This window comes from Rhodococcus sp. MALMAid1271 (assembly GCF_049195265.1).
Classification (GTDB): Bacteria; Actinomycetota; Actinomycetes; order Mycobacteriales; family Mycobacteriaceae; genus Rhodococcoides.
In genome coordinates this window covers 22116-47906 of the sequence record NZ_JBMIRQ010000067.1, presented here as the reverse complement: position 1 = coordinate 47906, position 25791 = coordinate 22116, and the positions used below count along the sequence as shown (strand labels likewise).

The window sequence follows — 25791 nt, the reverse complement described above, 5'->3', positions numbered from 1 at the left end:
ATGAGCGAACCGACCGATCACGCCGAGGACGCGGGCCGCGCCCGTGAGATCGACGGTGCGTTGACCTCGGTGCGCGAGCGGCTCTCTCGCGCCTGCGTCGAAGCGGGTAGATCGCCCCAGGAGGTCTCGCTGCTACCGGTGACCAAGTTCTTTCCGGCCTCCGATGTGCGCATTCTGTACCGGCTCGGGTGCCGGGACTTCGGGGAATCGAGAGAACAGGACGCGAGCCCGAAGGTGGCCGAGACGGTCGAGGAGTTCCGCGCCGATCCGCCTCGGTGGCACATGATCGGCCATCTGCAGCGCAACAAGGCGAAGTCCGTTGCGGCCTGGGCGCAGTCGGTCCACTCCGTGGACAGTCTCCGGTTGGTCACCGCACTGTCCAAGGCAGCGACGGGGGCCTTGGACGACGGCGTTCGTCGGAACGATCTCGACGTGCTCATCCAAGTCAGTCTCGACGGCGACGTCCATCGCGGCGGCGTCGAGCGTGACGAGGTCGACGCATTGGCCGAGGCGGTGTCGGGCGCATCCGGTCTGCGGCTGGCGGGGCTGATGGCGGTGCCGCCACTGGGTGCCGACGCCGACGCATCGTTCGCCGATCTCGAGCGGATCCACCATCGTGTGCTGCGCGATCATCCGGGTGCCCTCGAGCTGTCCGCCGGCATGACCGAGGACCTGGAAGCTGCTGTGCGCCACGGATCGACGTGCGTGCGTGTCGGTACCGCAATACTCGGTGCGCGGCCGATAGCCTCGCACTAACAGTCCACAGATCACATCAGTCACAACAGACACTTGCGAACCTGGGGATCGACAGCAGATACACCGCCACGGAAGGCAGAACGATGAGCACCCTGCACAAGTTCAAGGCGTACTTCGGCATGGTTCCGCTCGCCGACTACGAGGACGACTACCTCGACGAGCCCGACGCGCGCCGCAGTTCCCGTGGTGGTCGTGACAGCTACGACGACATCGACGACCGAGAGTTCGTGAAGCCGTCGTTCGGCGGATCCCGGCACGCGCACATCGAGGACGACTACGACGACGACTACGAGGCACCTCGGTCGGCTGCCACGCTCGCACCGATCGGTGGTCGGGGACGCGGGTCGGCACCGGCGACGCGCGGCCCGGCAACTCGAGGAGCCTTGGCCATGGACACCCGCATGGACGTGCGCGCCGACACTCGCCGCAGCCCCGTCGTCGACGATGGCGGCCCGATGTCGAAGATCACCACATTGCGTCCACGGGACTACAGCGAGGCCCGCACGATCGGTGAGCGTTTCCGCGACGGAACTCCGGTCATCATGGATCTGGTGGAGATGAGCAACGCCGATGCCAAGCGTCTGGTGGATTTCGCTGCCGGTTTGGCGTTTGCGCTGCGTGGTTCCTTCGACAAGGTAGCGACGAAGGTCTTCCTGCTCTCGCCTGCCGATGTGGATGTATCCCCGCAGGAGCGCAGGCGGATCGCCGAGACCGGCTTCTACAGTCAGCAGTGAAGGATTCGCGACTCGGGGCGGTAGTTCGAGGCTGTGACCAGCGCGCTTTGCTCAGCCAGGCGAAGTCAGGCAGAGTATAGCCGTGATCGTGTTCACGGTGATCAACATCGTATTGTTTCTTTTTTGGCTCCTTCTCATCGGTCGAATCATCGTCGAGTTCATCAGAACTTTCGCGAGGGATTGGCATCCGACCGGGGTGGTCGTCGTATTGCTCGAGGCGATCTTCACCGTCACCGACCCGCCGGTGAAGTTCCTCCGTAGAGTGATTCCACCGCTCAACCTCGGTGGAGTACGACTGGATCTGTCCATCATGGTCCTGCTTTTCGTCGTCTTCATCCTGTGGAATGTGACCAGCAGCCTCGCGGCCTGAGGCAGAAGATGGAATGTTAGAACTCGGGACGTGCGCAGGCTGCGTGTCCCGTGTGACAGAATGGACGCCAGTTACAGTTTGATTGTTCTGCACTCGCGCGGAATGGCATATAACTGAATGCTTGCTCTACCGCCCCAAGACGCGTGAAGGGATCCTTCCATGCCGCTGACTCCAGCTGATGTGCACAATGTAGCTTTCAGTAAGCCGCCCATCGGTAAGCGCGGTTACAACGAAGACGAGGTCGACGCTTTTCTCGACCTCGTCGAGCAAGAGCTGTCGCGACTGATCGAAGAGAACGCCGACCTACGTCAGCGGGTCGGTGAGCTCGATCAGGAACTTGCCGACTCCAAGAGTTCGGCCCGGCAGAGCCCGCAGCCCGTTCAGGCTCCCGCGCCGAAGGCAGAGCAGCAGCGCCCGGTGGATCCCCCCAAGCCCCAGCCCGTGGCGCAGCCCGCGCCTGTGGCACCGGTTGCTGCGGCAGCCGCGCAGGGTGGCGACTCCAACATGCAGGCCGCGAAGATTCTCGGCCTCGCTCAGGAGATGGCCGATCGTCTCACCGGTGACGCGAAGTCCGAGTCCGAGCAGTTGCTCGGAAATGCTCGCACCAACGCCGAACGGCTGGTGTCCGATGCACGTACGCGCTCCGAGGCGATGATGACCGAGGCTCGGCAGAAGTCCGAGTCGCTGCTCTCCGACGCCCAGACTCGCTCCGAGACGCAGTTGCGCCAGGCCAAGGAGAAGGCCGACGCGCTGCAGGCGGATGCCGAGCGCAAGCACACCGAGATCATGGCAACGATCAACCAGCAGCGCTCGGTGCTCGAGGGTCGTATCGAACAGCTCAAGACGTTCGAGCGCGAGTACCGCGTCCGGCTCAAGTCCTACCTCGAATCGCAGCTCGAAGAGCTCGAGAACCGTTCCTCGGCGTTGCCGGTGGACAACGGCCAGGAGAACTTCAATCAGGACAATCAGACGTCCGGATACTCCCAGTCGTACGCCAAGGGCAACTGACGCACGATCGCCGTCCGACGCTGCCGGCTTCGGTAGCGTCGGATCCGGTTGTCGCGTCGAGTATTGAGCGAGGAATGCCGTGTTGGTCCTGACTCTCGGCGCAGCGGCAATCGGCTTCGGTTTCCTGGTACTGGCCCTGATGACCGGGTCCGTGGTCTGGGCATGGGCCTGCATCGTGGTGTGTATCGTAGGAGCAGCACTGCTACTGATCGGCGCTCTCACGGGCAGACGACCACCGCCCGAGCCCGACCGGTAACAGGGGCGGGATCTGTCCGTCCGGCGGCCAGTGTTGCAATCAGTGTTCGAGTAAGTGTTCAGGCATCGATCCGGCTATCACCGGGGAGTCTTCGGAAGAACGACGCCGTCGGCGTTCAGTAGAACCGAACGGGCGAGCCCGTCACAGCTCACGTGGAGTGGCTCGATCCTCCCGACGTGACGTCGAGAGCGAGCAAGCGGGGTGGTACCGCGGTGTAGGGCGCACAGAATGCCCGAACGTCGTCCCCGTGCCAAACAGTGTCGCGTGATGGACGCGACCGGCACGGAGGAGACCGTTATGACAGATGCAAGCGCACGTCCGAGCTCGGCGTCGTATCCGCTCGTCGACCTGGCGCATGGCAGATCGGGCAGTGTCCCGTTTCCCGATCTCGAGCGCATCGTCCTGCACGAGTGGGCCGAGGACGGAACGTTCCGAGCCAGCGTCGACAACCGATCGGATGCCGAGGAATTCGTCTTCTACGACGGACCACCCTTCGCCAACGGGTTGCCGCACTACGGTCACCTGCTCACCGGTTACGTCAAGGACCTCGTCCCGCGGTTCCAGACGATGCGCGGCAAGAAGGTGGAGCGCCGATTCGGCTGGGACTGCCATGGACTGCCCGCTGAGCTGGAAGCGGAGAAGCAACTCGGTATCAAGGACAAGTCCGAGATCGACGAGATGGGCCTGGCGAAGTTCAACGCCTACTGCAAGCAGTCGGTGCTGCAGTACACCGACGAGTGGCGGGACTATGTCACCCGGCAGGCGCGGTGGGTGGACTTCGACAACGACTACAAGACGCTCGACGTCGACTTCATGGAATCGGTCATGTGGGCGTTCAAGACGCTGCACGACAAGGGCCTGATCTACCAGGGTTACCGGGTGCTGCCGTACAGCTGGTACGAGCAGACGCCGCTGTCCAACCAGGAGACCCGACTCGACGACGCATACAAGATGCGTCAGGACCCTGCGGTCACCGTTCTCATGCCGCTGACCGCTCCCGGCTCACCCCTGGACGGTGCCAATGCGCTGATCTGGACCACCACGCCGTGGACGCTTCCGTCCAACCTGGCGATCGCGGTGCATCCGGAGGTGCACTACGTGCAGGTGCGCGGTCTCGACGGCGAGCGGTACGTGCTCGCTGCTGAACGTCTGGCGCACTATGCGAAGGAACTGGGCGAGCAGCCGGAGGTGCTGTCGGAGCACACCGGGACGGAGTTGGTCGGGCTCGACTACGCGCCGCCGTACGACTTCTTTCTCGGCCATGAGAACTCGCACCGCGTGCTGCGTGCCGACTACGTCACCACCGATTCGGGCACCGGGATCGTCCACCTCGCACCGGCCTTCGGTGAAGAGGACATGGACGTCGCCACCGCGAACGGCATCGAGGTGGTGCAACCGCTCGATGCCGGGGGCAAGTTCACCTCACTGGTGCCACCGTACGAGGGCCTGATGGTGTTCGACGCCAATCCGGTGATCATCAAGGATCTCAAGAGCGCGGGCCGGTTGCTCCGGCACGAGACCATCGAGCACTCGTATCCGCACAGTTGGCGCAGCGGTCAGCCGTTGATCTACATGGCGGTGCCGTCGTGGTTCGTCGCGGTCACCGAGTTCCGTGACCGGATGGTCGAGCTCAACCAGGAGATCACCTGGGTGCCCGAACACATCAAGGACGGCCAGTTCGGGAAATGGCTCGAAGGCGCGCGGGATTGGAACATCAGCCGAAACCGATACTGGGGCAGCCCGATTCCGGCATGGACCTCCGACGACCCGGCCTATCCGCGGCTGGACGTGTACGGAAGCCTGGACGAGCTCGAACGTGACTTCGGCGTGCGGCCGACCGATCTGCATCGTCCCTACATCGATGATCTGACGCGTCCCAATCCGGATGATCCGACCGGTAAGTCGACGATGCGGCGCGTGCCCGAGGTGCTCGACTGCTGGTTCGAGTCGGGTTCGATGCCGTATGCGCAGGTGCATTTCCCGTTCGAGAACGAGGAATGGTTCCACTCGCACAACCCGGGCGATTTCATCGTCGAGTACAACGGACAGACTCGCGGTTGGTTCTATACCCTGCATGTGCTGGCCACGGCCCTCTTCGACAGGCCCGCCTTCAAGACCGTTGCGGCGCACGGCATCGTGCTCGGCGAGGACGGTCTGAAGATGAGCAAGTCCAAGGGCAACTACCCGGACGTCAAGGAAGTGTTCGACCGCGACGGCTCCGACGCCATGCGGTGGTTCCTGATGTCGTCACCGATCCTGCGCGGCGGCAACCTGATCGTGACCGAGCAGGGTATTCGCGAGGGCGTGCGGCAGGCTTTGCTGCCGATCTGGAACGCGTGGAGCTTTCTGCAGCTCTATGCGCCGACCCCGGGCCGGTGGCGCACCGATTCGCCACACGTACTCGACCGCTATGTGCTGGCCAAGCTCTCGGCCACTCGCGATGTCATCACCGATGCGCTCGAGGGCAACGACATCGCCGGTGCCTGCGACGAGCTGCGCACCTTCTGCGATGCACTGACCAACTGGTATGTGCGACGGTCTCGTTCACGTTTCTGGAGCGAGGATGTCGACGCAATCGACACCCTGCACACCGTGCTCGAGGTGCTCACCCGCATCGCGGCACCGCTGTTGCCATTGATCAGCGAGGTGGTGTGGCGAGGATTGACCGGTGGGCGCTCGGTGCACTTGACGGATTGGCCCGCCGACGGCGAACTGCCCTCGGATTCTGAGCTCGTCGAGAGCATGGACGAGGTCCGTACCGTCTGCTCGACGGTTCTCGGTCTCCGCAAGGCCCAGAATCTGCGAGTTCGGTTGCCACTGCCCGAGGTGACCGTCGCTGCTGCCGACGCCGAGCGGCTGCGTCCGTTCCTCGACATCATCGCCGACGAGGTCAACGTCAAGAAGGTCGATCTCACCGAAGACGTTGCCGTACACGGCAAGTTCGAACTCGTCGTCAACGCGCGCGCTGCAGGCCCACGGATCGGCAAGGATGTCCAGAAGGTCATCAAGGCGGTCAAGGCCGGTGACTGGTCCGAGGATGCCGAGGGCGTCGTCACCGCGGCAGGAATTGCACTGCTGCCCGAGGAATTCACCCGGAGGCTTGTCGCTGCTGAGCCCGAGTCGACGGCCCCACTGCCCGCCAATGCCGGGCTCGTGGTGCTCGATTCGGTCGTCACCGAGGAACTCGAGGCCGAGGGTTGGGCGAAGGACCGCATCCGTGAGCTGCAGGACGCGCGTCGCAGTCACGGATTGGACGTCTCGGACCGGATCGACGTCGTCATCGAGGTTCCCGCGGATCGTCGGTCGTGGCTCGACACCCATCGCGATCTGATCGCGGGCGAGGTGCTTGCGCTCTCGCTCGTCGATGGCACCGTCGGCGAGGAGGGCAGCGATCTCGGTGAAGGGGTTCGGGCTGTGATCACCAAGTCCTCGTGACCGACGATCGTGCAGTGACCCACGATCGAGCAGTGACCGACGATCGAGCAGTAACCGACGGTCGTCCAGTGACCGAACCGGACGCCGAGGTATCGGGCGACTCCGTCCGCGAGCTTCTCGCCGAGGCTCGCGGCGGCGTCGTACCCATCGTCTCGGCCGGTGCCCCGGTGTTGCGGTCGAGGGCTGCGACCTATGCCGGGCAGCTGGACGGCAAGACGTTCGCCGAGCTGATCGAGGTGATGCGTGCCACCATGCACGCCGCACCCGGCGTCGGTCTGGCTGCGCCGCAGATCGGAATTCCGTTGCAGATCGCGGTGATCGAGGACGGGTTCGAAGTCGGTGCCGACATCGCCCGCGTGCGAGATCGCACCCCGGTGCCGTTCCGAGTACTGGTCAACCCGAGGTACACGCCGGTCGGATCGCCGACGGCCAGTTTCTACGAGGGGTGCCTCAGCGTTCCCGGCTACCAGGCCGTCGTGACCCGAGCGGTCCAGGTTCGGCTCGAGTGCACCGACGAAGCCGGTCGCGAGATCGACGAGGTGGTCCGCGGTTGGCCGGCCAGGATAGTGGCCCACGAGACCGACCACCTGGCCGGAACGCTGTACATCGACCGGGCCCACACGCGATCGTTGACCACGGACGAGCAGTACGGCGCGCGGTGGTCCGATCCGGCACCCGAACGCGCAGCGCAGGCGCTCGGCTTCACCTCCGACCCACGCTGACCGTGCCCGACATCGCCGACGACACCCTACGGAGTCGCCGATGGGTGCTGCACCTGGACATGGATGCGTTCTTCGCCTCCGCCGAACAACTGACCAGGCCGACACTGCGAGGACGCCCCGTCCTGGTCGGCGGTGCAGGCGGGCGGGGAGTGGTGGCCGGATGCAGCTACCAGGCCCGCGCTTTCGGGGCCAGGTCCGCGATGCCGATGCATCAGGCCCGCAGGCTCGTCGGTGCCTCCGCGGTGGTGCTGCCGCCACGATTCGTGCTGTATTCGGAGCTGAGCAGGCGGGGTTTCGAGGCACTGCGGGTGCGGATGCCCGTGCTCGAACAACTCTCGATCGACGAGGCGTTCGGCGAGCCGCTGGAACTGGCCGGTGCGACGGTAGGGGAGGTCGAGGAGTTCTGCGCGAGCCTGCGCGCCCTGGTTCTCGAGGAGACCGGTCTGGTGGCCTCGATCGGTGCCGGATCGGGAAAGCAGATCGCCAAGATCGCCTCGGGCCTGGCCAAGCCCGACGGGATCACCGTTGTCCCTCCCGGAGTTCAAGCCGAGCTCCTGGCAGATCTGCCGGTGCGAAAGTTGTGGGGGATAGGCCCTGTTGCCGGCGAACGCTTGCACCGCTTGGGCATCGACACCATCGGCAAATTCGTGGCCACACCGGAGTCGGAGGTGGCGTCGATCCTGGGCGCGACGATGGGACCGAGCCTGCACCAGCTGGCCCGGGGAATCGACAACCGGGTGGTGGCCGAGCGCGCAGAGGCCAAACAGGTCAGCGCCGAGACGACCTTTGCGCAGGACGTCATCTCACTCGCTCAGCTGCGACCCGCCATCGAGTCGATCGTCGACTCGACCTATCGACGACTTCTGAAGGACGGCAGGGGTGCCAGAACAGTGGTGCTCAAACTACGCAAGTCCGACATGAGCATCATCACCCGATCGGCCACGTTGCCGTATGCCACGGTGGACAAGCAGACGATCGTGGCGACGGCGCAGCGGCTGGCGGTCGATCCGGTCGATGTGGGGCCTATCCGCCTGGTCGGAGTCGGGTTGGCGGGCCTGTCGGCAGTGCGACAAGGATCGTTGTTTCCCGAGTTGGACTACGAGCCCGTTGCCGATACGACGCAGGAGTCACCTGCTTCGGGCAGAAGCGCAGCGAACGAGACCACAGGGAATGAAGCCACAGCGAGTGAGACCACAGCACGTGAGGTCACATCGAGCTCCGTCGTCCCGGACAGCCCGCGCTGGCAACCGGGCCAGGACGTCCGGCATTCCGAGTTCGGCCACGGCTGGGTACAGGGTGCCGGTCATTCGGTGGTGACCGTCCGATTCGAGACCCGTACGTCCGGGCCGGGGACAGCGCGGACCTTCGCCGAGGCGGACGAGAACCTGGTGATTGCCGATGCTCTCGACAGCCTGAAGTGAATGTGCCGGAGCTGAGGAAACTCTGTGAGGTTTCACAGGTATGGGATTCGGGTTGTGACTCGACCGATCCGAGCTGACATAGTGGACTCCAGTCCGAGACGACCCACCCCCAGACGACCGACGAGTCACAGAACGATCGATTTGTGACTCAGAGTGAAAAGGACAAGCACTTGAAGCTTCGCAACACCCGACGGGCAATGGTTGCCGGCGTTGCCATCGCCGCAGCACTCACCATGACCGCCTGCAGCTCCGGCGACGATGGCGGGACCACCACGACCACCACGGCTGCCACCACCACGGCTACGACTGCCGCTCCCGACACCTCGTACCCGCCGGTCCCGACCGTCGCACAGCTCAACGAAGAGCTCAACCGTGGCCTCGATCCCAACGTGCCCGTCGAGGAGAAGGCAGCCCTGATTCAGGGTGCCTCCGAGGATCCGGAGTTGATCAACCAGGTCGCCGCCGCGGCCGTCGCCAACAACGCGCAGATCGAGATCACCAGCGTCGACGATCTCGGCACCGGCGTGCTCAACGCAGGCATCACCATCACGCTCAACGGACAGGCCAACCCGGGCACGTTCCAGTTCGTCCCCGAGGACGGCGTGTGGAAGCTGTCGAAGGAGAACGCCTGCGGCATCGTCGCGCTCGCGCAGCTGACCAGCCCGGCGTGCCCCGCACCCTGAGTCCTGCCGATCGTCTCTGACCGTCCGGGAACTGCCGGTGACGGATCCTCCAGGGGATCTGTCACCGGCAGTTCTTCGTTCTCGACCGGTCGTGGGCTGGTCCAGGACGGTCACATGTTCGGCGTCGCCGATCGAATGCGGTCGGCGGCCGCCTCGGCGACTGCGGTGACCGTCTCCGGTTCGAGCCCGCTCTGATCCGAGACGACGATCTGCATCACAGTCGAATCGACCACGGCGACCACCACGTCGGAGACCAACGTGAACCCGTCGCTGGTGGTGGTCAGGCGGACCGACGCGGACGCGTCACCGATCTGCGACTGTTCACGCCCGGCCACCGTGTAGTCGACGCCCACACCGTCTGCATCCGTGCCGCTGAACTCGGTGCACCCGACCCAGGCCTGTTGAACCGAGGTGAATGCATCCGCTGCGCCGGTACCCGAATAGCTCGCAGCGTCCTCGTCGATGGACGAGAAGTTCGGTCCCGAGAAGCGTGCCACCGCTGACGACGCCGCCCCGCCGAGTTGGTCCGATACCGGTGCGAGCACCGCAGCGCACTGCGCCGGATCGGTACTGGACTTGTCCGGCGAGTCGTAGTCGGGAGCGGGGTCCAGCCCCAGATCCCGGACCGGGTCGGGGATCGAGGAGAACCCGTCGTGAAGCTCTCCCAGGTTCAACATCGCAGCACTGAGCACGCCTGCATCGGTGATGGGCGCGCCGAGGAGGGGGTCGGGAGCAGCGACGGTGGCGGGAGCACTCGTCGGTGTCTGTGAGGGTTCGTTCGAGCTACACCCGGTGGCCGCAGCGATGCCGAGGAGTGAGAAGGCAGCCAGCCTCCGGGCCGAGGTCCCCGTCATCGGGCATCCCAGGTGATCGAGTCCCCGACCGTCTGCTTCAGCACGGTCGTGCTGTCCGGATCGGTGTACACCTGCTCCCCACTCGCGGTGATGGATCCGCCGACGGGAAGGGGCCGGGCCAGGTCGATGTCGACCGATCCCGATCCGGTGTACGTGTACGACGCGATGTTCAGCGTGCCGGAATTATCGGGAAGGTTCCAGACGTTCGATTCGGGCGTCTGGGTAATCGCGACGTCGAGTGTTGCACTGTCTCCGTCGAGTGCCCGCAGCGTGACGGTTGTGCGCTGGTTCAGTGTGATGCCGCTCTGCACCTGCTGATCGATCGTCCATACGGCACCGACTCCGATGTCGGAGTCGGGAAAGCTCACCGAGCGGTAGACCACCGCGTTGAACGAGCGTTCGAGTGCGGCCCGGGCAGTGTCGAGGGCAGCCTCGGCCGGAGTGATGTGCAACGCGGTGACGGCTCCGGAGTCGGTGGTCGACAGCCTCGCGGTCGAGTCCTCGGATGCCGCCAGGGCATCGGTCAAGCCTTCGTCGGGGGACGTCGCGGCCCCGATCGTCAGTTCTATCGAGCGCGTCGTTCCGGCCGGGGCATCCTCGTCCGACGTGGCGACCTCGGCCGCCGAGGCGCTCAGCGGCACCGTCAGTTCGGGGCTGGAGAAGTCCTGCGCAGCGCCGTTGTTGATCTGCTGCTGCACGGTGGAGGTGGTGGTGAGGTCGACGTTCTGCTCGTCCGCACCGTTCTGGTCGTTCTCACCCGGGGTCTCGAAGCTCAACACGCGCCGGGGCTCGCTGCCGGGGTCGACGACGGTGGTGGTCACCGGGGTCACCGCGATCGTCACTTCCTCGGGGGAGGTGGTCGGCTCGGCGGCGGGATCGGCGTCGGTACTCGAGCAGCCGGCCAACAGAGCCAGTGCACAGGACGCAGCGAGAAGACTGGAGCGGAGGGCGCGAGAGCGATCGGTCGACTTCACGGCCACCAGGCTACTGACTCCGTGACCGGAGACCGGTGGCGCGGCGCACAGATGACGAGCTGCAACAGCCGATGCGCCATGATGGACAGGTGAGTGAAGACCGCGCCGACGACCCACCGCCCGATACCAGTAGTGTTCCGACACCGAACGAGACCGCGGACTCGCAGGTGAACGCAACCGACAGTGCCCCCGCGGGCTCGGTCAGGCCGCTCAGGACTCGGCTGCTGATCGCCATCGCGGCCGTGATTCTGTTGTTCGATCTCGTGACCAAGATTCTCGTCGTGCACTTCGTGAAGCCCGGAAACCCGATCGAGATCATCGGCGACGTCGTGACGCTGCGGCTGGTTCGCAATCCGGGCGCGGCGTTCTCCATGGCCACCGGAATGACGTGGTTGCTCACGATCGTGGCCGTCGCGGTCGTCATCGGCGTGATCAAGATCGGTAGGACGCTGCGGTCGCCGTGGTGGGCGTTGGGATTGGGTCTGGTTCTCGGTGGCGCACTGGGCAACCTGATCGACCGATTCTTTCGTGCACCAGGGCCGTTCCAGGGCCATGTGGTCGACTTCGTGTCGGTCGGGTGGTGGCCGGTGTTCAACGTCGCCGACTCGTCCATCGTCTGCGGAGCGATTCTGCTGGTAGCGCTCAGCCTGTTCGGGTTCGAGCCGAACGGCGAACGGGTGACGAAATCGGATTCCGAGGCCGTTCGTGAGGCCGACAAGTGAGGGAATCGCGCTCGATGCCGGTGCCCGACGGTCTCGACGGAATGCGGGTCGATGCCGGGCTCGCCCGGTTGCTCGGGCTCTCGCGTACCGTCGCCGCGACGTTGGCCGAGGAGGGTTCGGTTCTGGTCGATCACGGTGCCGTCGGCAAGTCCGAGCGGCTGGCCGCAGGATCGTGGCTCGAAGTGACGCTGCCCGAGCCGGCTCGCGAGTTGACGATCGAGGCCGAGCCGGTGGAGGGCATGGAGATTCTCTATGCCGACGACGATGTCGTGGCCGTCGACAAGCCCGTGGGCGTTGCCGCGCACGCCAGTGTCGGTTGGACGGGTCCGACCGTCATCGGCGGCCTCGCGGCGGCGGGTTTCCGGATCTCCACCTCCGGCGCGCACGAGCGGCAGGGCATCGTGCATCGGTTGGACGTGGGCACCTCCGGAGTGATGGTGGTGGCAACATCCGAGCGGGCGTACACCGTGCTCAAGCGAGCGTTCAAGGCGCGGACCATCGACAAGCGGTATCACGCACTGGTGCAGGGGCATCCGGATCCGAGCAGCGGAACGATCGATGCCCCGATCGGGAGACACGGCAGCAACGACTGGAAGTTCGCTGTGCGCGCCGACGGCAAGCCCAGCGTCACCCACTACGACACGGTCGAGGCGTTCCAGGCGGCGAGCCTGCTGGATGTGCACTTGGAAACCGGACGCACCCACCAGATTCGGGTGCACTTCTCGGCGCTGCGCCACCCGTGCTGCGGGGATCTGACCTACGGTGCGGATCCGCGCTTGGCCGAACGGCTGGGGCTGGAGCGCCAATGGCTCCATGCGCGCTCACTCGGCTTCGCGCATCCGTCCGACGGCCGATGGGTCGAGATCGAGAGCAAGTATCCGGCCGACCTCGAGCATGCCCTCGAGGTGCTCCGGAAGGCGTGATGGGACGCAGGGGAGCGGCGGGCGCGCTCGGCGGTGTCGTCGCTGTTGCGCTCGTGCTCGGCACGCTCGCTGTGATCGGGCACCTCAATCCGCAGCGGCAGCTCGGTGTGAGTACCGATCGACTCGGTCCGGACAGCGGCGAGCGGGTGGCGGACTACCTGGCCCGAGCGCGGACGAGTCTGGACAGCGGCACCGACTCTGCACCGGACGAACCCCGATGGGGCTCGGTGTCCTTCGACCGGGAGCTCACCACCCAACAGGCCTATGCCATTGCCGATGGGGTGCGCATTTCCCAGGTGATCTTCCGCGTCCCGCTCGAGCGAGTGCAGACTCCGATTCTCACTGTCGGAGTACCGGGCAGTGAGCGGTCGGTGTCGAACTCGGCGGCCCGAGCGGCGAGCGAGGTGCAGGATTCGTTCACCACGTCGAGTCGGCAAGCACAGATCGCCGCCGTGTCCCGGAACCGCCTGCTGGGCGGGTGCGCATGTGTGGTGACAGTGGTGGTGCGGGGCACGCAGCCCGAGCTGTCCGAGGTGGCGGGCCGCCCGGGGGTGCGCTCGGTCGAAGCACTGCCACCCGACGCGGTATCCGGGAAATTCGCGGTCGAGCCGTTGCTGCCGGAGTACGTGGACATCGTCGCACCGCTCCCGGACGACGGTCCCGTGCCCGGCCGATGACTACAGTTTTCGTCGCATCCGTCACACCCGTCACGTCTGCCCAGGACACACCGACGGCTACGAAATTTCTGTCGGTTCGACGGCTTAGAGTGGGTGCATTCGCGGCTCGCATACTCGAAAACGCACGACTTTCAGGAGAGAACCTTCGTGGCCGATTCGTTCGTTCATCTGCACAACCACACCGAATACTCGATGCTCGACGGTGCCGCCAAGATCGGCGCGATGTTCGCCGAGGCGGCCCGGTTGGAGATGACGGCAGTCGGCATGACCGACCACGGCAACATGTACGGGGCCAGCGAGTTCTACAACGAGGCCACGAAGGCCGGGATCAAGCCGATCATCGGCATCGAGGCATACATCGCTCCGGAGTCCCGGTTCAACAAGAAGCGCGTGCTGTGGGGCGAACGCAGCCAGAAGTCCGACGACGTCTCCGGTAGCGGTGCGTACACGCACATGACGATGGTTGCCGAGAACTCCACCGGAGTCAGGAACCTGTTCAAGCTGTCCTCGCTGGCTTCGATCGAAGGCCAGCTCGGTAAGTGGGCTCGCATGGACGAGGAGATCATCGCCTCGCACGCAGAGGGCATCATCGCAACGACCGGCTGCCCGTCGGGTGAGGTACAGACTCGGCTGCGACTCGGCCAGGATCGTGAGGCACTCGAAGCCGCCGCCAAGTGGCGCGAGATCTGGGGCCCGGACAACTTCTTCCTCGAACTGATGGATCACGGCCTGTCCATCGAGCGCCGGGTCCGAGAAGGTCTGCTCGACATCGGTAAGAAGCTCTCGATCCCACCGTTGGCGACCAACGACTGCCATTACGTCACCAAGGACGCCGCCGAGAACCACGAAGCACTGCTGTGCATCCAGACCGGGAAGACTCTCAGCGATCCCACCCGGTTCAAGTTCGACGGCGACGGCTACTACCTCAAGTCCGCCGCCGAGATGCGCGAACTCTGGGACAACGAGGTGCCCGGAGCCTGCGACAACACATTGCTGATCGCCGAGCGGGTGCAGTCCTACGACGAGGTATGGGCGCACCGAGATCGGATGCCGATCTTCCCGGTCCCCGAGGGCCACACCCAGGGCACCTGGCTGCGCCACGAGGTCATGTCCGGGTTGGATCGGAGATTCCCGGACGGCCCGTCCGAGGACTACCTCGCGCGGGCCGAGTACGAGATCAAGGTCATCCTCGAAATGGGCTTCCCGGCGTACTTCCTCGTGGTCGGCGACCTGATCAACCACGCCAAGGAGGTCGGCATCCGGGTCGGACCTGGCCGAGGATCTGCCGCCGGATCGTTGGTTGCGTACGCGATGGGTATCACCAACATCGACCCGCTGCCGCACGGTCTGCTGTTCGAGCGCTTCCTCAACCCGGAGCGTGTGTCGATGCCCGATATCGATATCGACTTCGACGACCGTCGCCGCGGTGAGATGGTGCGTTACGCCACCGAGAAATGGGGCAATGATCGCGTCGCGCAGGTGATCACCTTCGGCACCATCAAGACCAAGGCTGCCATCAAGGACTCCGCGCGTGTGCAGTTCGGCCAGCCCGGTTTCGGGATCGCCGATCAGATCACCAAGGCCTTGCCGCCGCCCGTCATGGCCAAGGACATTTCGGTTGCCGGCATCACCGATCCAGAGCACGAGCGCTACAAGGAAGCGGTCGAGGTCAGAGCGCTCATCGACTCGAACCCCGATGTGGCAACGATCTACAAGACGGCCAAGGGGCTCGAGGGCCTGATCCGCAACGCAGGCGTGCATGCCTGCGCGGTGATCATGTCCTCGGAGCCGCTCACCGATGCCATTCCGGTGTGGAAGCGCGCTCAGGACGGTGCGATCATCACCGGCTGGGACTACCCCTCGTGCGAGGCCATCGGTCTGCTCAAGATGGACTTCCTCGGTCTGCGCAACCTCACCGTCATCGGTGACGCGATCGACAACATCAAGGCCAACCGCGGGATCGACATCGACCTCGACGAGCTGCCGCTCGACGATCCGGCGACCTTCGAATTGCTCTCGCGCGGAGACACTCTCGGGGTGTTCCAGCTCGACGGTAGCGCCATGCGAGATCTGCTGCGCCGCATGCAACCCACCGGCTTCGAGGACATCGTGGCCGTGCTCGCGTTGTACCGGCCGGGTCCGATGGGCATGAACTCGCACAACGACTATGCCGATCGCAAGAACGGCAGGCAAGAGGTCAAGCCGATTCACCCCGAGCTCGAAGAGCCGCTCGAGGTGATCCTCGGTCAGACCTACGGCCTGGTGGTCTACCAGGAGCAGATCATGCAGCTCGCGCAGAAGGTCGCCGGGTACACCCTCGGCCAGGCCGACCTATTGCGCCGCGCCATGGGTAAGAAGAAGCTCTCCGAGTTGGAGAAGGCATACGCCGGGTTCCGTCAAGGCATGCTGGACAACAACTTTTCGGAGGCGGCCATCAAGGCGCTGTGGGACACCGTGCTCCCGTTCGCCGGCTACGCATTCAACAAGTCTCACTCGGCCGGATACGGCCTGGTGTCGTACTGGACGGCGTATCTCAAGGCCAACTACCCGGCCGAGTACATGGCAGGCTTGCTCACCAGCGTCGGTGACGACAAGGACAAGGCCGCGATCTACCTGGCCGACTGCCGCAAGCTCGGCATCACCGTGCTGCCGCCGGACGTCAACGAGTCCGAGCTCAACTTCGCGTCGGTGGGCAAGGACATCCGTTTCGGTCTGGGCGCGGTGCGCAATGTCGGCACCAACGTGGTCGCCTCGATCATCAGGGCACGAACGGAGAAGTCGAAATACACCGACTTCTCGGATTACCTCGGCAAGATCGACGCGGTCGCCTGCAGCAAGAAGGTCACCGAATCCCTGATCAAGGCCGGTGCGTTCGATTCCCTCGACCATCCGCGCAAGGGTCTGATGCTCATCCACGCCGACGCGATCGACTCGGTGATGGGTACCAAGAAGGCCGAGGCCATCGGTCAGTTCGATCTCTTCGGCGGCGAGGATGCCGACGAGTCCATCTCGGCGGTGTTCAACGTTCGCGTCCCGGACGAGGAATGGGAATCCAAGCACCGGCTCGCCCTCGAGCGCGAAATGCTCGGTCTGTACGTGTCCGGCCACCCACTCCTCGGTGTCGAGCACATGCTGGCAGCGAAGTCGGACTGCAACATCCCGACGATTCTCGAAGGTGACATCAAGGACGGCACCCAGGTCACCGTCGGTGGCATCCTGGCCTCGGTCAACCGGCGGATCAACAAGAACGGCCTGACCTGGGCATCGGCCCAGCTGGAAGATCTGGCCGGCGGCATCGAGGTGCTGTTCTTCCCGCAGGCGTATTCGGTGTTCGGCGTCGACGTCACCGAGGACTCGGTGGTGCTGGTCAAAGGTCGGGTCTCGATTCGTGACGACAGGGTGTCTCTGATCGCCAACGATCTCGCGGTGCCGGATCTCTCGGCGATCGGTATCGACAAACCGCTGGCGGTGAGTCTGCCGACTCGGCTGTGTACCGCAGACAAGGTCGGCGCGCTCAAGCGCGTGTTGATCAGTCATCCGGGTACGTCGGACGTGCATCTGCGATTGGTCAGTGGCGACAAGATCACCACGATGAAGCTGGACGACAGTCTCCGCGTCACGCCGACATCGGCGTTGATGGGGGACCTGAAGGCGCTACTGGGACCCGGCTGCCTGACGGGCTGATGCTCGGCCGATCGAACCCAGTTCGGTCAGTCGCAGGGTCCACCACGCGACGACGGCGACCGCTGCGCCGGACAGCACCGCGGCCTGCAGGGAACCGGCAACGACGAGGGTCGCGGCGAACACGACGAATCCGAGTGCGAGGGCCTCGAGTTTGTAGACGGGCCACGCGACGCCGGCCACATCCGCGGTGCGGAGGCCAGGAGCGGTCCGAGGGCTCACCTCGTTGCTCGTGTACGTCATCGCGTCCTCCTCGGCTGGGCAGGTTCGGGTGTCCGCTGCGGGAAGTTCAGACTATACCCAGCCAAAGATTCGGTCCACCGAACTCCGCGGCCGGGCCTGGGAATGTTCTCGATGTCGTGGCGTCCCGACTCCCGAAGGTGTTGACTGAAAACCATGCCATTGACAGGAGAATACGAACCGAGTTCATCCGACTGGGCCCGCGAGCAGGCAGAGCTGTACGAGAGGTCCGGCGGTACCGAGGGAACCATGCTCAACGGTATGCCGGTCGTGTTGTTGACGACGAAAGGCAACAAGAGCGGCAAGCTGCGCAAGTCGCCGTTGATGAGGGTCGAACACGACGGCGAGTACGCCATCGTCGCCTCCCTCGGCGGCGCGCCGAAGCATCCCGTCTGGTATCTCAACGTCAAGGCCGAGCCGCTCGTCGAACTTCAGGACGGTCCGGACAAGCACGATTACATCGCACGCGAGGTGACCGGCGACGAGAAGGCCGTGTGGTGGGAACGCTCGGTTGCCGCGTATCCCGATTACGCGGAGTACCAGAAGAAGACCGACCGCGAGATACCTGTCCTCGTGCTCTCGCGCGCTTGAAACGCCGTCTGCCCGGTCGTGGAACGGTCCCGGGTGGCCGCTCGCTCCACACTGGTGGCAGCATGTCCTGGTGTCTTCCTCCCCTGAACTCGTCTCACAGCACTCATCGTCGGTAGCCGTCACCGCTGCCGATATCGATGCCGCTGCGGTGCGAATTTCTTCGGTGGTTGCGGCGACGCCCCTGCAGCTGTGTGAGCGGCTGTCTGCGGAGACGGGCGCGACGGTCTACCTCAAGCGCGAGGACCTGCAGGTCGTGCGGTCGTACAAGATTCGCGGCGCATACAACCTGATGGATCAGCTCACGGACGCAGAGCGCGCTGTGGGCGTGGTGACGGCGAGCGCTGGTAATCATGCGCAGGGCGTCGCATTCGCGTGCCGCTCGATGCAGGTGCGCGGCCGCATCTACGTGCCTGCCAACACTCCGAAGCAGAAACGTGACCGCATCCGGGTGCACGGCGGCGAATTCGTCGAGCTCATCGTCATCGGCGACACGTTCGACGCCGCGGCGGCCGCGGCCGCGGCCGATGTTGCTCGTACCGGTGCCACCATGGTGCCGCCCTTCGACGATCCGCGAACCGTGGCCGGGCAGGGCACCATCGCTGCGGAAATCGTCGATCAACTCGGCGGTGCACCCGATGTTGTGGTGATGCCCGTCGGCGGCGGCGGATGCATCGCCGGTATTTCCAGCTATCTGCGTGAGCGCGCACCGCAGACATCGTTGGTGGGCGTCGAACCGTCGGGAGCGGCGTCGATGACTGCGGCTTTGATCGCAGGGGAACCGGTGACGCTGTCCGATATCGACCCGTTCGTGGACGGGGCCGCGGTCCGCCGTATCGGCGACGTGCCGTACGCGGCCTTGCAGTCCTTGGGTGCCTCCGTGGTCTCGCACGCCTCGTTGCCGTTGATCACTGCGCCGGTGTTCGATCACTCGGGCCCAGGGGCATTCCTGATCACCCAGATCGACGAGGGCGCGATTTGCACGGCGATGCTGGCGCTCTACCAGAACGAGGGAGTCATCGCCGAGCCCGCAGGGGCCTTGGCGGTCGCCGCCCTCGAGCACCTCGACATCGAACCGGGCAGCACCGTGGTGTGTCTGGTGTCGGGCGGCAACAACGATGTGTCCCGGTACGGCGAGATTCTCGAGCGTTCGCTCGTCCACCTGGGGCTCAAGCACTATTTTCTGGTCGATTTCCCGCAGGAGCCAGGCGCACTGCGTCGTTTTCTCGACGAGGTGCTCGGGCCCGACGACGACATCACGCTGTTCGAATACGTCAAGCGCAACAACCGGGAGACCGGTGCCGCGCTGGTCGGCATCGAACTGGGCGCTGCGGAGGGTCTCTCGGCACTGCTGGAACGGATGAACTCCTCGCACCTGACAGTGGAACAGTTGGAGCCCGGCTCGCCGGTCTACCGGTATCTGACCTGAGCTACCGTCCGAGCAGGCGGTCGACGACGCGTTTGTGCAATTCTGGGTCCACCGGCGGCAGGTCGAGCACGGCACCGAGATAGATTCCGTCGCCGACGAGTCGGATGATCTCGGCCTGGACCGGGTCGTCGATCTCTGCTCGGAGGCCGTCGTCCCACTGCTGCATCATGTCGACGACGGCGTCCTGTACCTCGCCGGAGTTCCCGTCCACGCTGCGCAGTGCAGCGAGCGTGGAGCGATACAACTCGATTTCCTTGTCGGAGATGCAGTCGGGTGGCTGCAGGTACCACTCCGCCACCGATGTGCCGCCTGCGGCGGCGTCGCTGCGCTGCTGATCGGCCTGTACGGCGAGTCTTCGGACCATGGCGGCAACCAGCGCGTCCTTGGACTTGAAGTGATAGAGCAAACCGCCTTTGGAAACTCCGGCGGCGGCGGCGACGCTGTCCAAGGTCACTTTCGTCATGCCGTGTTCGAGCAGCATCGTTTCCAGGGCGTCGAGTATTCGGTCGCGGGTGTCCGATGACATGAAACCTACTTTACCGGCTGGACGGTTCAGAGTACTCTCGACGACTGTACCGGCTGGACGGTTGGTGCGTGTGTCGCTGGGACGGCCGATCGCGAGACGCCCAGCGCGGAACCTAGGAGAAGTTGTGAGCGACGTGCGCACCGGTTCGGTGCAGGAGGTGTCCGGAGAGTTCGAGCATCGAGCCACCGGGCGAGATTGGCTCGGGCTGGTGGTGCTCGCGTTCGCGATCCTGTTGATCGCGGTCGACGGTACTGTGCTCGATCTCGCGCTACCCTTCATCAGTGCTGATCTGGCTCCGACCAGCAATCAGCTGCTCTGGATCATCGACGTGTACTCGTTCGTGCTGGCCGGTCTGCTGATCACCATGGGCACACTCGGTGACCGAATCGGCCGCCGCCGATTGCTGTTGATCGGTGCTGCGGGCTTCGGTATCGCCTCGCTCGTCGCCGCCGTCTCGTCCAGCGCCGAGATGCTCATCGCCGCTCGAGTTCTGCAAGGCATCTCCGGCGCGACGCTGATGCCCGCGACACTCGGCCTGATTCGCACGATCTTCCTGAACCCGCGTCAGCGGGTCGCGGCGATCGGAGTGTGGGGCGCGATGGCCGGTGGCGGTGCTGCTGCCGGTCCACTCGTGGGCGGCTGGTTGCTCGAGCACTTCTGGTGGGGATCGGTGTTTCTCATCAACATCCCCGTCATGCTCGCCCTGATCCTGCTTGGTCCGCTGGTGATTCCGGAGTCACGCGATCCGAACCCTGGCCGCTTCGACCTGACGAGTTCGGCGCTGTCGATGCTCGCCATCGTGCCGCTGGTGTTCGCAGTGAAGGAGACCGCGGCACACGGCGTCGACCCGGTGTACGTGATGTCGGCTGTGGTCGGTCTGATCGCCGGTTATGTGTTCGTTCGCAGACAGCGAATCCTCGACGCGCCCATGATCGACCTGCGGTTGTTCGCCAGCCGGGCATTCTCGACGGGCGTCGCCACGAACTTCCTGTCCGTGTTCGCCCTCGCCGGTGTGCTGTTCTTCGGTGCGCAGTATCTGCAGGTCGTGCTCGGCAACAGCCCGCTGGAAGCGGGGCTGTTGCTGTTACCAGGCACGGCCGCCAGTATCGTCACATCGCTTCTGGTGGCGGTCTTGGTCCGATACTTCAGTGCAGGAACGGTTCTCGGTGTCGCGATGCTCGTCGGAGCGGCAGGTGCAGGGGTCCTCGTCGGCCTCGCCGCAGACAGTGGCCCGGCGTTGTTCATCGCCGGATTCGTCCTCGTCGGGGCAGGCGTCGGTGTTTCGCTCACCTTGACCTCCGAGTTGGTGGTCAGCGCGGTCGAACCCGAACGAGCGGGAGCCGCCTCGGCAGTGTCGGAAACCGCATACGAACTCGGTATCGCACTGGGTGTCGCCATACTCGGCACCGTCGTCATGGCCTTCTTCCGGCGCGGGATCGACGTCTCACTGCTCACGCCTGAACTCGGTGCCGACGCCAGCGAGACCCTCGGCGGTGCCCGAGAGGTTGCCCGCGGGCTGCCGGAGTCGGCGGCGACCGCACTGATGGACTCCGCGAACGCAGCGTTCGTGTCGGGTATGCACGTCGCCGCGGTCGCCACCGCGGTGGTCTTGGCCGTGACCTCGGTGTTCGTCCTGATCAATCTCCGCCAGCGTCAGGACTCGAGTACAGCGAAGGAGTGACCGGGGACCGTTGTGGCGGAACCGGTCTCGTTGGAGGTCGTCGGCTCCCATTCGAGCAGTGGGGAGCCGCCGGCCGGCACCGTCGCAGGCGATTCGGACAGATTGCACACGACGCTGACTCGGCCGCGACGCACGACGATCCACTGCGCGTCCTCGTCGTAGTCCACCTTCACATGGTCGAGCCAGGGGTCGGTGAGTTCGCTGCGGTCGCGGCGCAACCTCAACAGGTCGCGATAGACGGCCAGCAGTCGTGCGTGGTCTCCGTCGCCCAGTTCCGACCAGTTCAGCTTGGACCGGGTGAACGTCGCTCGGTCCTGCGGGTCGGGGATCTCACTCTCGTCCCAGCCGTGTTCGGCGAATTCCGCTTTGCGCCCTTCGGCTGTGGCCCGGCCCAGTTCGGGCTCGGGATGCGAGGTGAAGAACTGGAACGGCGTCGACGCCCCCCACTCCTCGCCCATGAACAACATCGGTGTGTACGGCGAGGTCAACACCAGAGCGGCCTTGATCGCGAGCTGGCCGGGAGACAGGTAGAAGCCAGGCCGGTCGCCGATCGCCCGATTGCCGATCTGATCGTGCGTGGTCGTGTAGGTCACCAGTGAACTGGCCGGGATTCGGCGGGTGTCCAGCGGGCGGCCGTGGATGCGACCGCGAAAGCTCGAATATGTTCCGGCATGAAAGAAGCCCTGCCGCAGCGTGTTCGCGAGACCTCGAAGTGAGCCGAAATCGCCGTAGTAACCCTGCCGCTCGCCCGAGACCGCAGCGTGGATCGCATGGTGGATGTCGTCGTCCCACTGCGCGTCGAGTCCGTAGCCGCCACCCGACCGCGCGGTGATCAGTGTCGGATCGTTGAGGTCGCTCTCGGCGATCAGGGTCAGTGGACGACCCAGATGTGCTGAGAGCGTGCGGGTTTCGATGGAGAGTTGCTCGAGCAGGTGTACGGCCGTGTGGTCGACGATCGCGTGCACTGCGTCGAGTCGCAGTGCGTCGATGTGGAACTCGGAGAACCAACGCAGCGCATTGTCGAGGGCGTAGCGCCTGACCTCGCCGGATTCTGCCTCGGCGTAGTTGATCGCCTGGCCCCAACTGTTGGCTCCTTCGGCCATGTACGGACCGAAGCGATCGAGATAGTTGCCCGAGGGGCCGAGATGGTTGTATACCACGTCGAGCACGACTGCGATGCCGCGGCGATGGCAGGCATCGACCAAGCGCTGCAACCCTTCCGGGCCGCCGTACGCCTCGTGCACGGTGTACCAGAGCACGCCGTCGTATCCCCAGTTGTGCTCACCGTTGAATCCGTTGACCGGCATGATCTCGACGAACGTCACGCCGAGATCGACGAGATGATCGAGCTTGTCGATGGCCGCGTCGAAGGTGCCCTCGTCGGTGAACGTGCCGATGTGCAGTTCGTAGATCGACGAACCGGGCAGCTGCCGTCCGGTCCAGTCCGAGTCGGTCCACAGCCTCGAGTCGACATCGAAGACCTGGGACAGCTCGTGTACGCCCTCGGGTTGCCGCGGCGATCGCGGATCGGGGAGCGCCTTGTCGGCGTCGTCGAGCAGATAGCCGTATCGACTGTTCGGCGACGCCTCGACGTCGGCGTGCCACCAACCGTCCGACGAGCGTTGCATCGGATGAACAGCGTCGTCGAGTTGTAGGCGCACGGTCTGTGGGGTCGGTGCCCACACGCGGAACCGCCGAGTCGTCGCAGCTGTTGATGACTCTGCTGTTGATCTCACTGTGTCGCCGTTCCTTCGTTGTCGCGCACCAGGAGTGCCACCGGAAGCGAGGCGAACACCTCGGCCACCGAAACGGTGCCCGTGTGTTCGGCATCGGTGATGCGATCGCGCCAGCGACCGTCGGGCAGAGTCACCGTCGTGTCGTCCCATCCCTCGTCGGACAGGCCGAGCGAGAGCCGGGTCGCCAGGGCGATGACGTCGTGGTGGCCGGCGACCGGGCCCCGGGCGAATCCCACGAGATGCTCGGCCGCAGCACCGTCCGCCACGATCGGTGCATAGGTTCCGCCCACGAAGCTCTCGGGACGTTCACGGCGGACATGCAGAGCGGAGCGGACGACCGCCAGCTTCGCGGCACCGGTCTCGATGACGGGTGTGCCGGTGTTCGACGCTGCGAGAATCGCGCGACGGACCGAGTAGTCGACGGGCCTGCGGTTGTCGGGGTCGACCAGCGAGTCCTCCCACAGTTCGGTGCCCTGGTACACATCGGGAATTCCGGGTCCGGCCAGGTTCAACAACTTCTGCCCCAGTGCGTCGCTATGGCCGTGGGGAGCGAGTGTCTCGACGAGTGTCGTCATCGAGTGCGCAACCGGGCCGTCGAAGACCGAATCGAGCCACGCGTGCACCGCAGACTCGAACTCGTCGTTCGGGGCGGTCCAGGTCGTGCGCAGAGCGGCCTCGCGGATCGCCTTCTCGGCGTAGGCGTGAAACCGCTCACGCAGGGTGGACGTGATCACTCCGTCGACCGGCCACACGCCGAAAAGGTTCTGCCACAGAAACATTCCAGTCGTACCGTCAGGGCTGGGGCTGAGTTCTTCCCAGTCTGCGATGCTGCGTGCCCACAGTTCAGGAGCCTGCGACAGCACGCCGATCCGCGCCCGCACATCCTCACCGCGCTTGGTGTCATGGGTGGACAGCGTGGTCATCGCGGCCGGCCAACGTCGAGCTCGGTCGGCATTGGTGAGGTGGAAATACGCAGTGCTGCAACCGAATCTACTCGGGTCACCGCCGACTTCCTGCAACGAGACGAGTCGGTTGGCGCGGTAGAACAGGCAGTCCTCGACGCCCTTGGCGGTCACCGCACCGCAGACCTGGTCGAATCGAACAGGCGATTCGGTTCCGGTGACGAGCGCAGTGGCGAGCGCACCCACGCCCCCGCCGAGCTCCGGCTGTTCCTCGACGATCGCGGCGATCACCGTCGGGAGTACACCGGCGAGTGGAGCGTAATCGGTCCGGTACACCGGAACGGCCGCGACGACGGCAACGATCGCGTCGATGATCGACTCGAGCTCGACGGTGGTGGCGGACTCGCGGACGATGGCACGGGCGAGGCGCCGCACCTCGGGGGACAAATCGCCGCGTGCGACACCGGTCTTGAGGTCGAGTTCGGTCTCGTGCAGAGATTCGCTGTCGAATGCGATTCCCGAGCGAACCTGCGACAGCGCGGTGAGCGCGTGCACGCCTTCGGGGTCGACGAACACTCCGCCGACCGCGGCCAATGCGTCGTATCCGGTGGTGCCGTCGACGGGCAAGGACTCGTCCAGCGGTTCACCGTCGGCCAAGATCTTCTCGATGACCAGCCATCGGTCGGGGCCGAGCAGCCCCCGCAGTTCGGTGAGGTAGCCGGCGGGGTCGGCCAGACCATCGGGATGGTCGACGCGTAGACCGTCGATCAGATCGTCCTCGACCCAACTGGCCACCTGGCGATGCGAGTCGGTGAAGACATCGAGGTCTTCCTGTCGGATTCCTGCGAGTCCGTTGACCGAGAAGAACCTGCGATAGCCGATCAGCCCGTCGGACCAGCCGACCAGCCGATAGGCCTGGCGGTCGTGCACGACCTGCGCGTCGTCGCCGTCGGTGCCTTCGGCAATGGGGAAGCGGTGTTCGTAGAACGCGAGCAGTGGTGCGTCCTCGGAGCGGTCGATGGTCAGTTCACCGACATCGCTGGCGCTACCGAGTACGGGGATGGCGATCTTGCCGTCGACGCCGTTGTCGGCTCCGAAGTCGATGTCGAAATACGTCGCGTACTCGGATTCGCGTCCGTGTAGCAGAACGTCCCACCACCATGCGTTCTGCCGCGGGTCGTCGACTCCGACATGGTTGGGCACGATGTCGACGATGAGTCCCATGCCGCGCTCGGAGGCCCGCGAACGCAACTGCTTCAGTGCTTCGCGGCCGCCGAGCGCCGCCGACACGGTCGCGGTGTCGGTGACGTCGTACCCGTGGGTCGACCCATCGGTGGCCGTCAGGATCGGGGACAGGTAGAGGTGGCTCACTCCGAGGTCGTGAAGATAGTCGACCACGTTCGCGGCATCGGTCAGGGTGAAGGCATCGCCCCGCAGTTGTAACCGGTATGTACTGGTGGGCAGCGGCATATG

22 protein-coding genes are annotated in these 25791 nt (G+C 65.0%); 16 read left to right on the top strand and 6 right to left on the bottom strand.

Annotation, left to right across the window (positions count from 1 at the left end):
* The 9 genes from ACOQFP_RS08935 (at position 1) to ACOQFP_RS08895 (ending at position 9385) form a co-directional block, all read left to right on the top strand.
* Positions 1–756: a YggS family pyridoxal phosphate-dependent enzyme gene (locus ACOQFP_RS08935; protein WP_206489150.1), complete on the top strand. Its 756-nt coding sequence runs from the start codon at positions 1–3 to the stop codon at positions 754–756.
* Between the two features lie 83 nt (positions 757–839).
* Positions 840–1490: a cell division protein SepF gene (locus ACOQFP_RS08930; RefSeq protein ID WP_206489149.1), complete on the top strand. Its 651-nt coding sequence runs from the start codon at positions 840–842 to the stop codon at positions 1488–1490.
* A gap of 82 nt (positions 1491–1572) precedes the next feature.
* Entirely contained in the window at positions 1573–1860 is a 288-nt protein-coding gene (locus tag ACOQFP_RS08925) for a YggT family protein (protein WP_206489148.1), read from the top strand.
* A 159-nt stretch (positions 1861–2019) separates the two neighbouring features.
* Positions 2020–2868, top strand: a complete 849-nt coding sequence (locus ACOQFP_RS08920) for a DivIVA domain-containing protein (RefSeq protein ID WP_206489147.1) — start codon at positions 2020–2022, stop codon at positions 2866–2868.
* Positions 2869–2947: 79 nt separating this feature from the next.
* A complete protein-coding gene (locus tag ACOQFP_RS08915; RefSeq protein WP_206489146.1) occupies positions 2948–3124 on the top strand; it encodes a hypothetical protein in 177 nt (58 codons plus the stop codon).
* A gap of 297 nt (positions 3125–3421) precedes the next feature.
* Positions 3422–6559, top strand: a complete 3138-nt coding sequence (gene ileS / locus ACOQFP_RS08910) for an isoleucine--tRNA ligase (protein WP_421584064.1) — start codon at positions 3422–3424, stop codon at positions 6557–6559.
* Positions 6556–7281: a peptide deformylase gene (locus tag ACOQFP_RS08905; protein ID WP_421584063.1), complete on the top strand. Its 726-nt coding sequence runs from the start codon at positions 6556–6558 to the stop codon at positions 7279–7281. The genes ileS and ACOQFP_RS08905 overlap by 4 nt, the downstream gene beginning before the upstream one ends.
* 59 nt (positions 7282–7340) lie before the next feature.
* Positions 7341–8702 carry a DNA polymerase IV gene (locus ACOQFP_RS08900; RefSeq protein ID WP_421584239.1) on the top strand — a complete coding sequence of 454 codons (1362 nt, stop codon included), beginning with the start codon at positions 7341–7343 and terminating at the stop codon, positions 8700–8702.
* Positions 8703–8872: 170 nt separating this feature from the next.
* On the top strand, positions 8873–9385 hold the full coding sequence (locus tag ACOQFP_RS08895; protein WP_206489144.1) for a hypothetical protein: 513 nt from the start codon (positions 8873–8875) through the stop codon (positions 9383–9385).
* Positions 9386–9495: 110 nt separating this feature from the next.
* On the opposite strand, the gene ACOQFP_RS08890 is transcribed toward ACOQFP_RS08895, so the two are convergent.
* Positions 9496–10239, bottom strand: coding sequence for a hypothetical protein (locus ACOQFP_RS08890; protein WP_421584062.1), 744 nt, complete (start codon positions 10237–10239; stop codon positions 9496–9498).
* Complete coding sequence (locus ACOQFP_RS08885; RefSeq protein WP_421584061.1) at positions 10236–11213, bottom strand: hypothetical protein; 978 nt, start codon at positions 11211–11213, stop codon at positions 10236–10238. The genes ACOQFP_RS08890 and ACOQFP_RS08885 overlap by 4 nt, the downstream gene beginning before the upstream one ends.
* Before the next feature lie 71 nt (positions 11214–11284).
* On the opposite strand from ACOQFP_RS08885, the gene lspA reads away from it, so the two are divergent.
* From lspA to dnaE, 4 genes are all read left to right on the top strand, one after another.
* Entirely contained in the window at positions 11285–11935 is a 651-nt protein-coding gene (gene lspA, locus ACOQFP_RS08880) for a signal peptidase II (protein WP_421584238.1), read from the top strand.
* Positions 11932–12858, top strand: coding sequence for an RluA family pseudouridine synthase (locus ACOQFP_RS08875; RefSeq protein WP_421584060.1), 927 nt, complete (start codon positions 11932–11934; stop codon positions 12856–12858). Before lspA ends, ACOQFP_RS08875 begins: the two co-directional genes overlap by 4 nt.
* On the top strand, positions 12858–13535 hold the full coding sequence (locus tag ACOQFP_RS08870) for a hypothetical protein (RefSeq protein WP_421584059.1): 678 nt from the start codon (positions 12858–12860) through the stop codon (positions 13533–13535). The genes ACOQFP_RS08875 and ACOQFP_RS08870 overlap by 1 nt, the downstream gene beginning before the upstream one ends.
* Before the next feature lie 147 nt (positions 13536–13682).
* Positions 13683–17219: a DNA polymerase III subunit alpha gene (dnaE, locus tag ACOQFP_RS08865; RefSeq protein WP_421584058.1), complete on the top strand. Its 3537-nt coding sequence runs from the start codon at positions 13683–13685 to the stop codon at positions 17217–17219.
* Here the strand turns inward: dnaE and ACOQFP_RS08860 are convergent.
* Entirely contained in the window at positions 17190–17459 is a 270-nt protein-coding gene (locus tag ACOQFP_RS08860; RefSeq protein ID WP_421584057.1) for a hypothetical protein, read from the bottom strand. The two genes, dnaE and ACOQFP_RS08860, sit on opposite strands and share 30 nt — an antisense overlap.
* Before the next feature lie 153 nt (positions 17460–17612).
* Between ACOQFP_RS08860 and ACOQFP_RS08855 the strand changes: the two genes are divergently transcribed.
* Both ACOQFP_RS08855 and ilvA read left to right on the top strand, forming a co-directional pair.
* On the top strand, positions 17613–18047 hold the full coding sequence (locus tag ACOQFP_RS08855; protein ID WP_421584056.1) for a nitroreductase family deazaflavin-dependent oxidoreductase: 435 nt from the start codon (positions 17613–17615) through the stop codon (positions 18045–18047).
* A gap of 70 nt (positions 18048–18117) precedes the next feature.
* Positions 18118–19473, top strand: coding sequence for a threonine ammonia-lyase IlvA (gene ilvA / locus ACOQFP_RS08850; RefSeq protein WP_421584055.1), 1356 nt, complete (start codon positions 18118–18120; stop codon positions 19471–19473).
* A 1-nt stretch (position 19474) separates the two neighbouring features.
* Here the strand turns inward: ilvA and ACOQFP_RS08845 are convergent, their stop codons facing one another.
* Entirely contained in the window at positions 19475–19999 is a 525-nt protein-coding gene (locus ACOQFP_RS08845) for a TetR/AcrR family transcriptional regulator (protein WP_206489135.1), read from the bottom strand.
* A gap of 124 nt (positions 20000–20123) precedes the next feature.
* Between ACOQFP_RS08845 and ACOQFP_RS08840 the strand changes: the two genes are divergently transcribed.
* Positions 20124–21680 carry an MFS transporter gene (locus ACOQFP_RS08840; protein ID WP_421584054.1) on the top strand — a complete coding sequence of 519 codons (1557 nt, stop codon included), beginning with the start codon at positions 20124–20126 and terminating at the stop codon, positions 21678–21680.
* On the opposite strand, the gene treZ is transcribed toward ACOQFP_RS08840, so the two are convergent.
* Entirely contained in the window at positions 21653–23416 is a 1764-nt protein-coding gene (gene treZ, locus ACOQFP_RS08835; protein WP_421584053.1) for a malto-oligosyltrehalose trehalohydrolase, read from the bottom strand. The two genes, ACOQFP_RS08840 and treZ, sit on opposite strands and share 28 nt — an antisense overlap.
* Positions 23413–25788: a malto-oligosyltrehalose synthase gene (gene treY / locus ACOQFP_RS08830; protein ID WP_421584052.1), complete on the bottom strand. Its 2376-nt coding sequence runs from the start codon at positions 25786–25788 to the stop codon at positions 23413–23415. Before treY ends, treZ begins: the two co-directional genes overlap by 4 nt.
* Positions 25789–25791 lie beyond the last annotated feature (3 nt).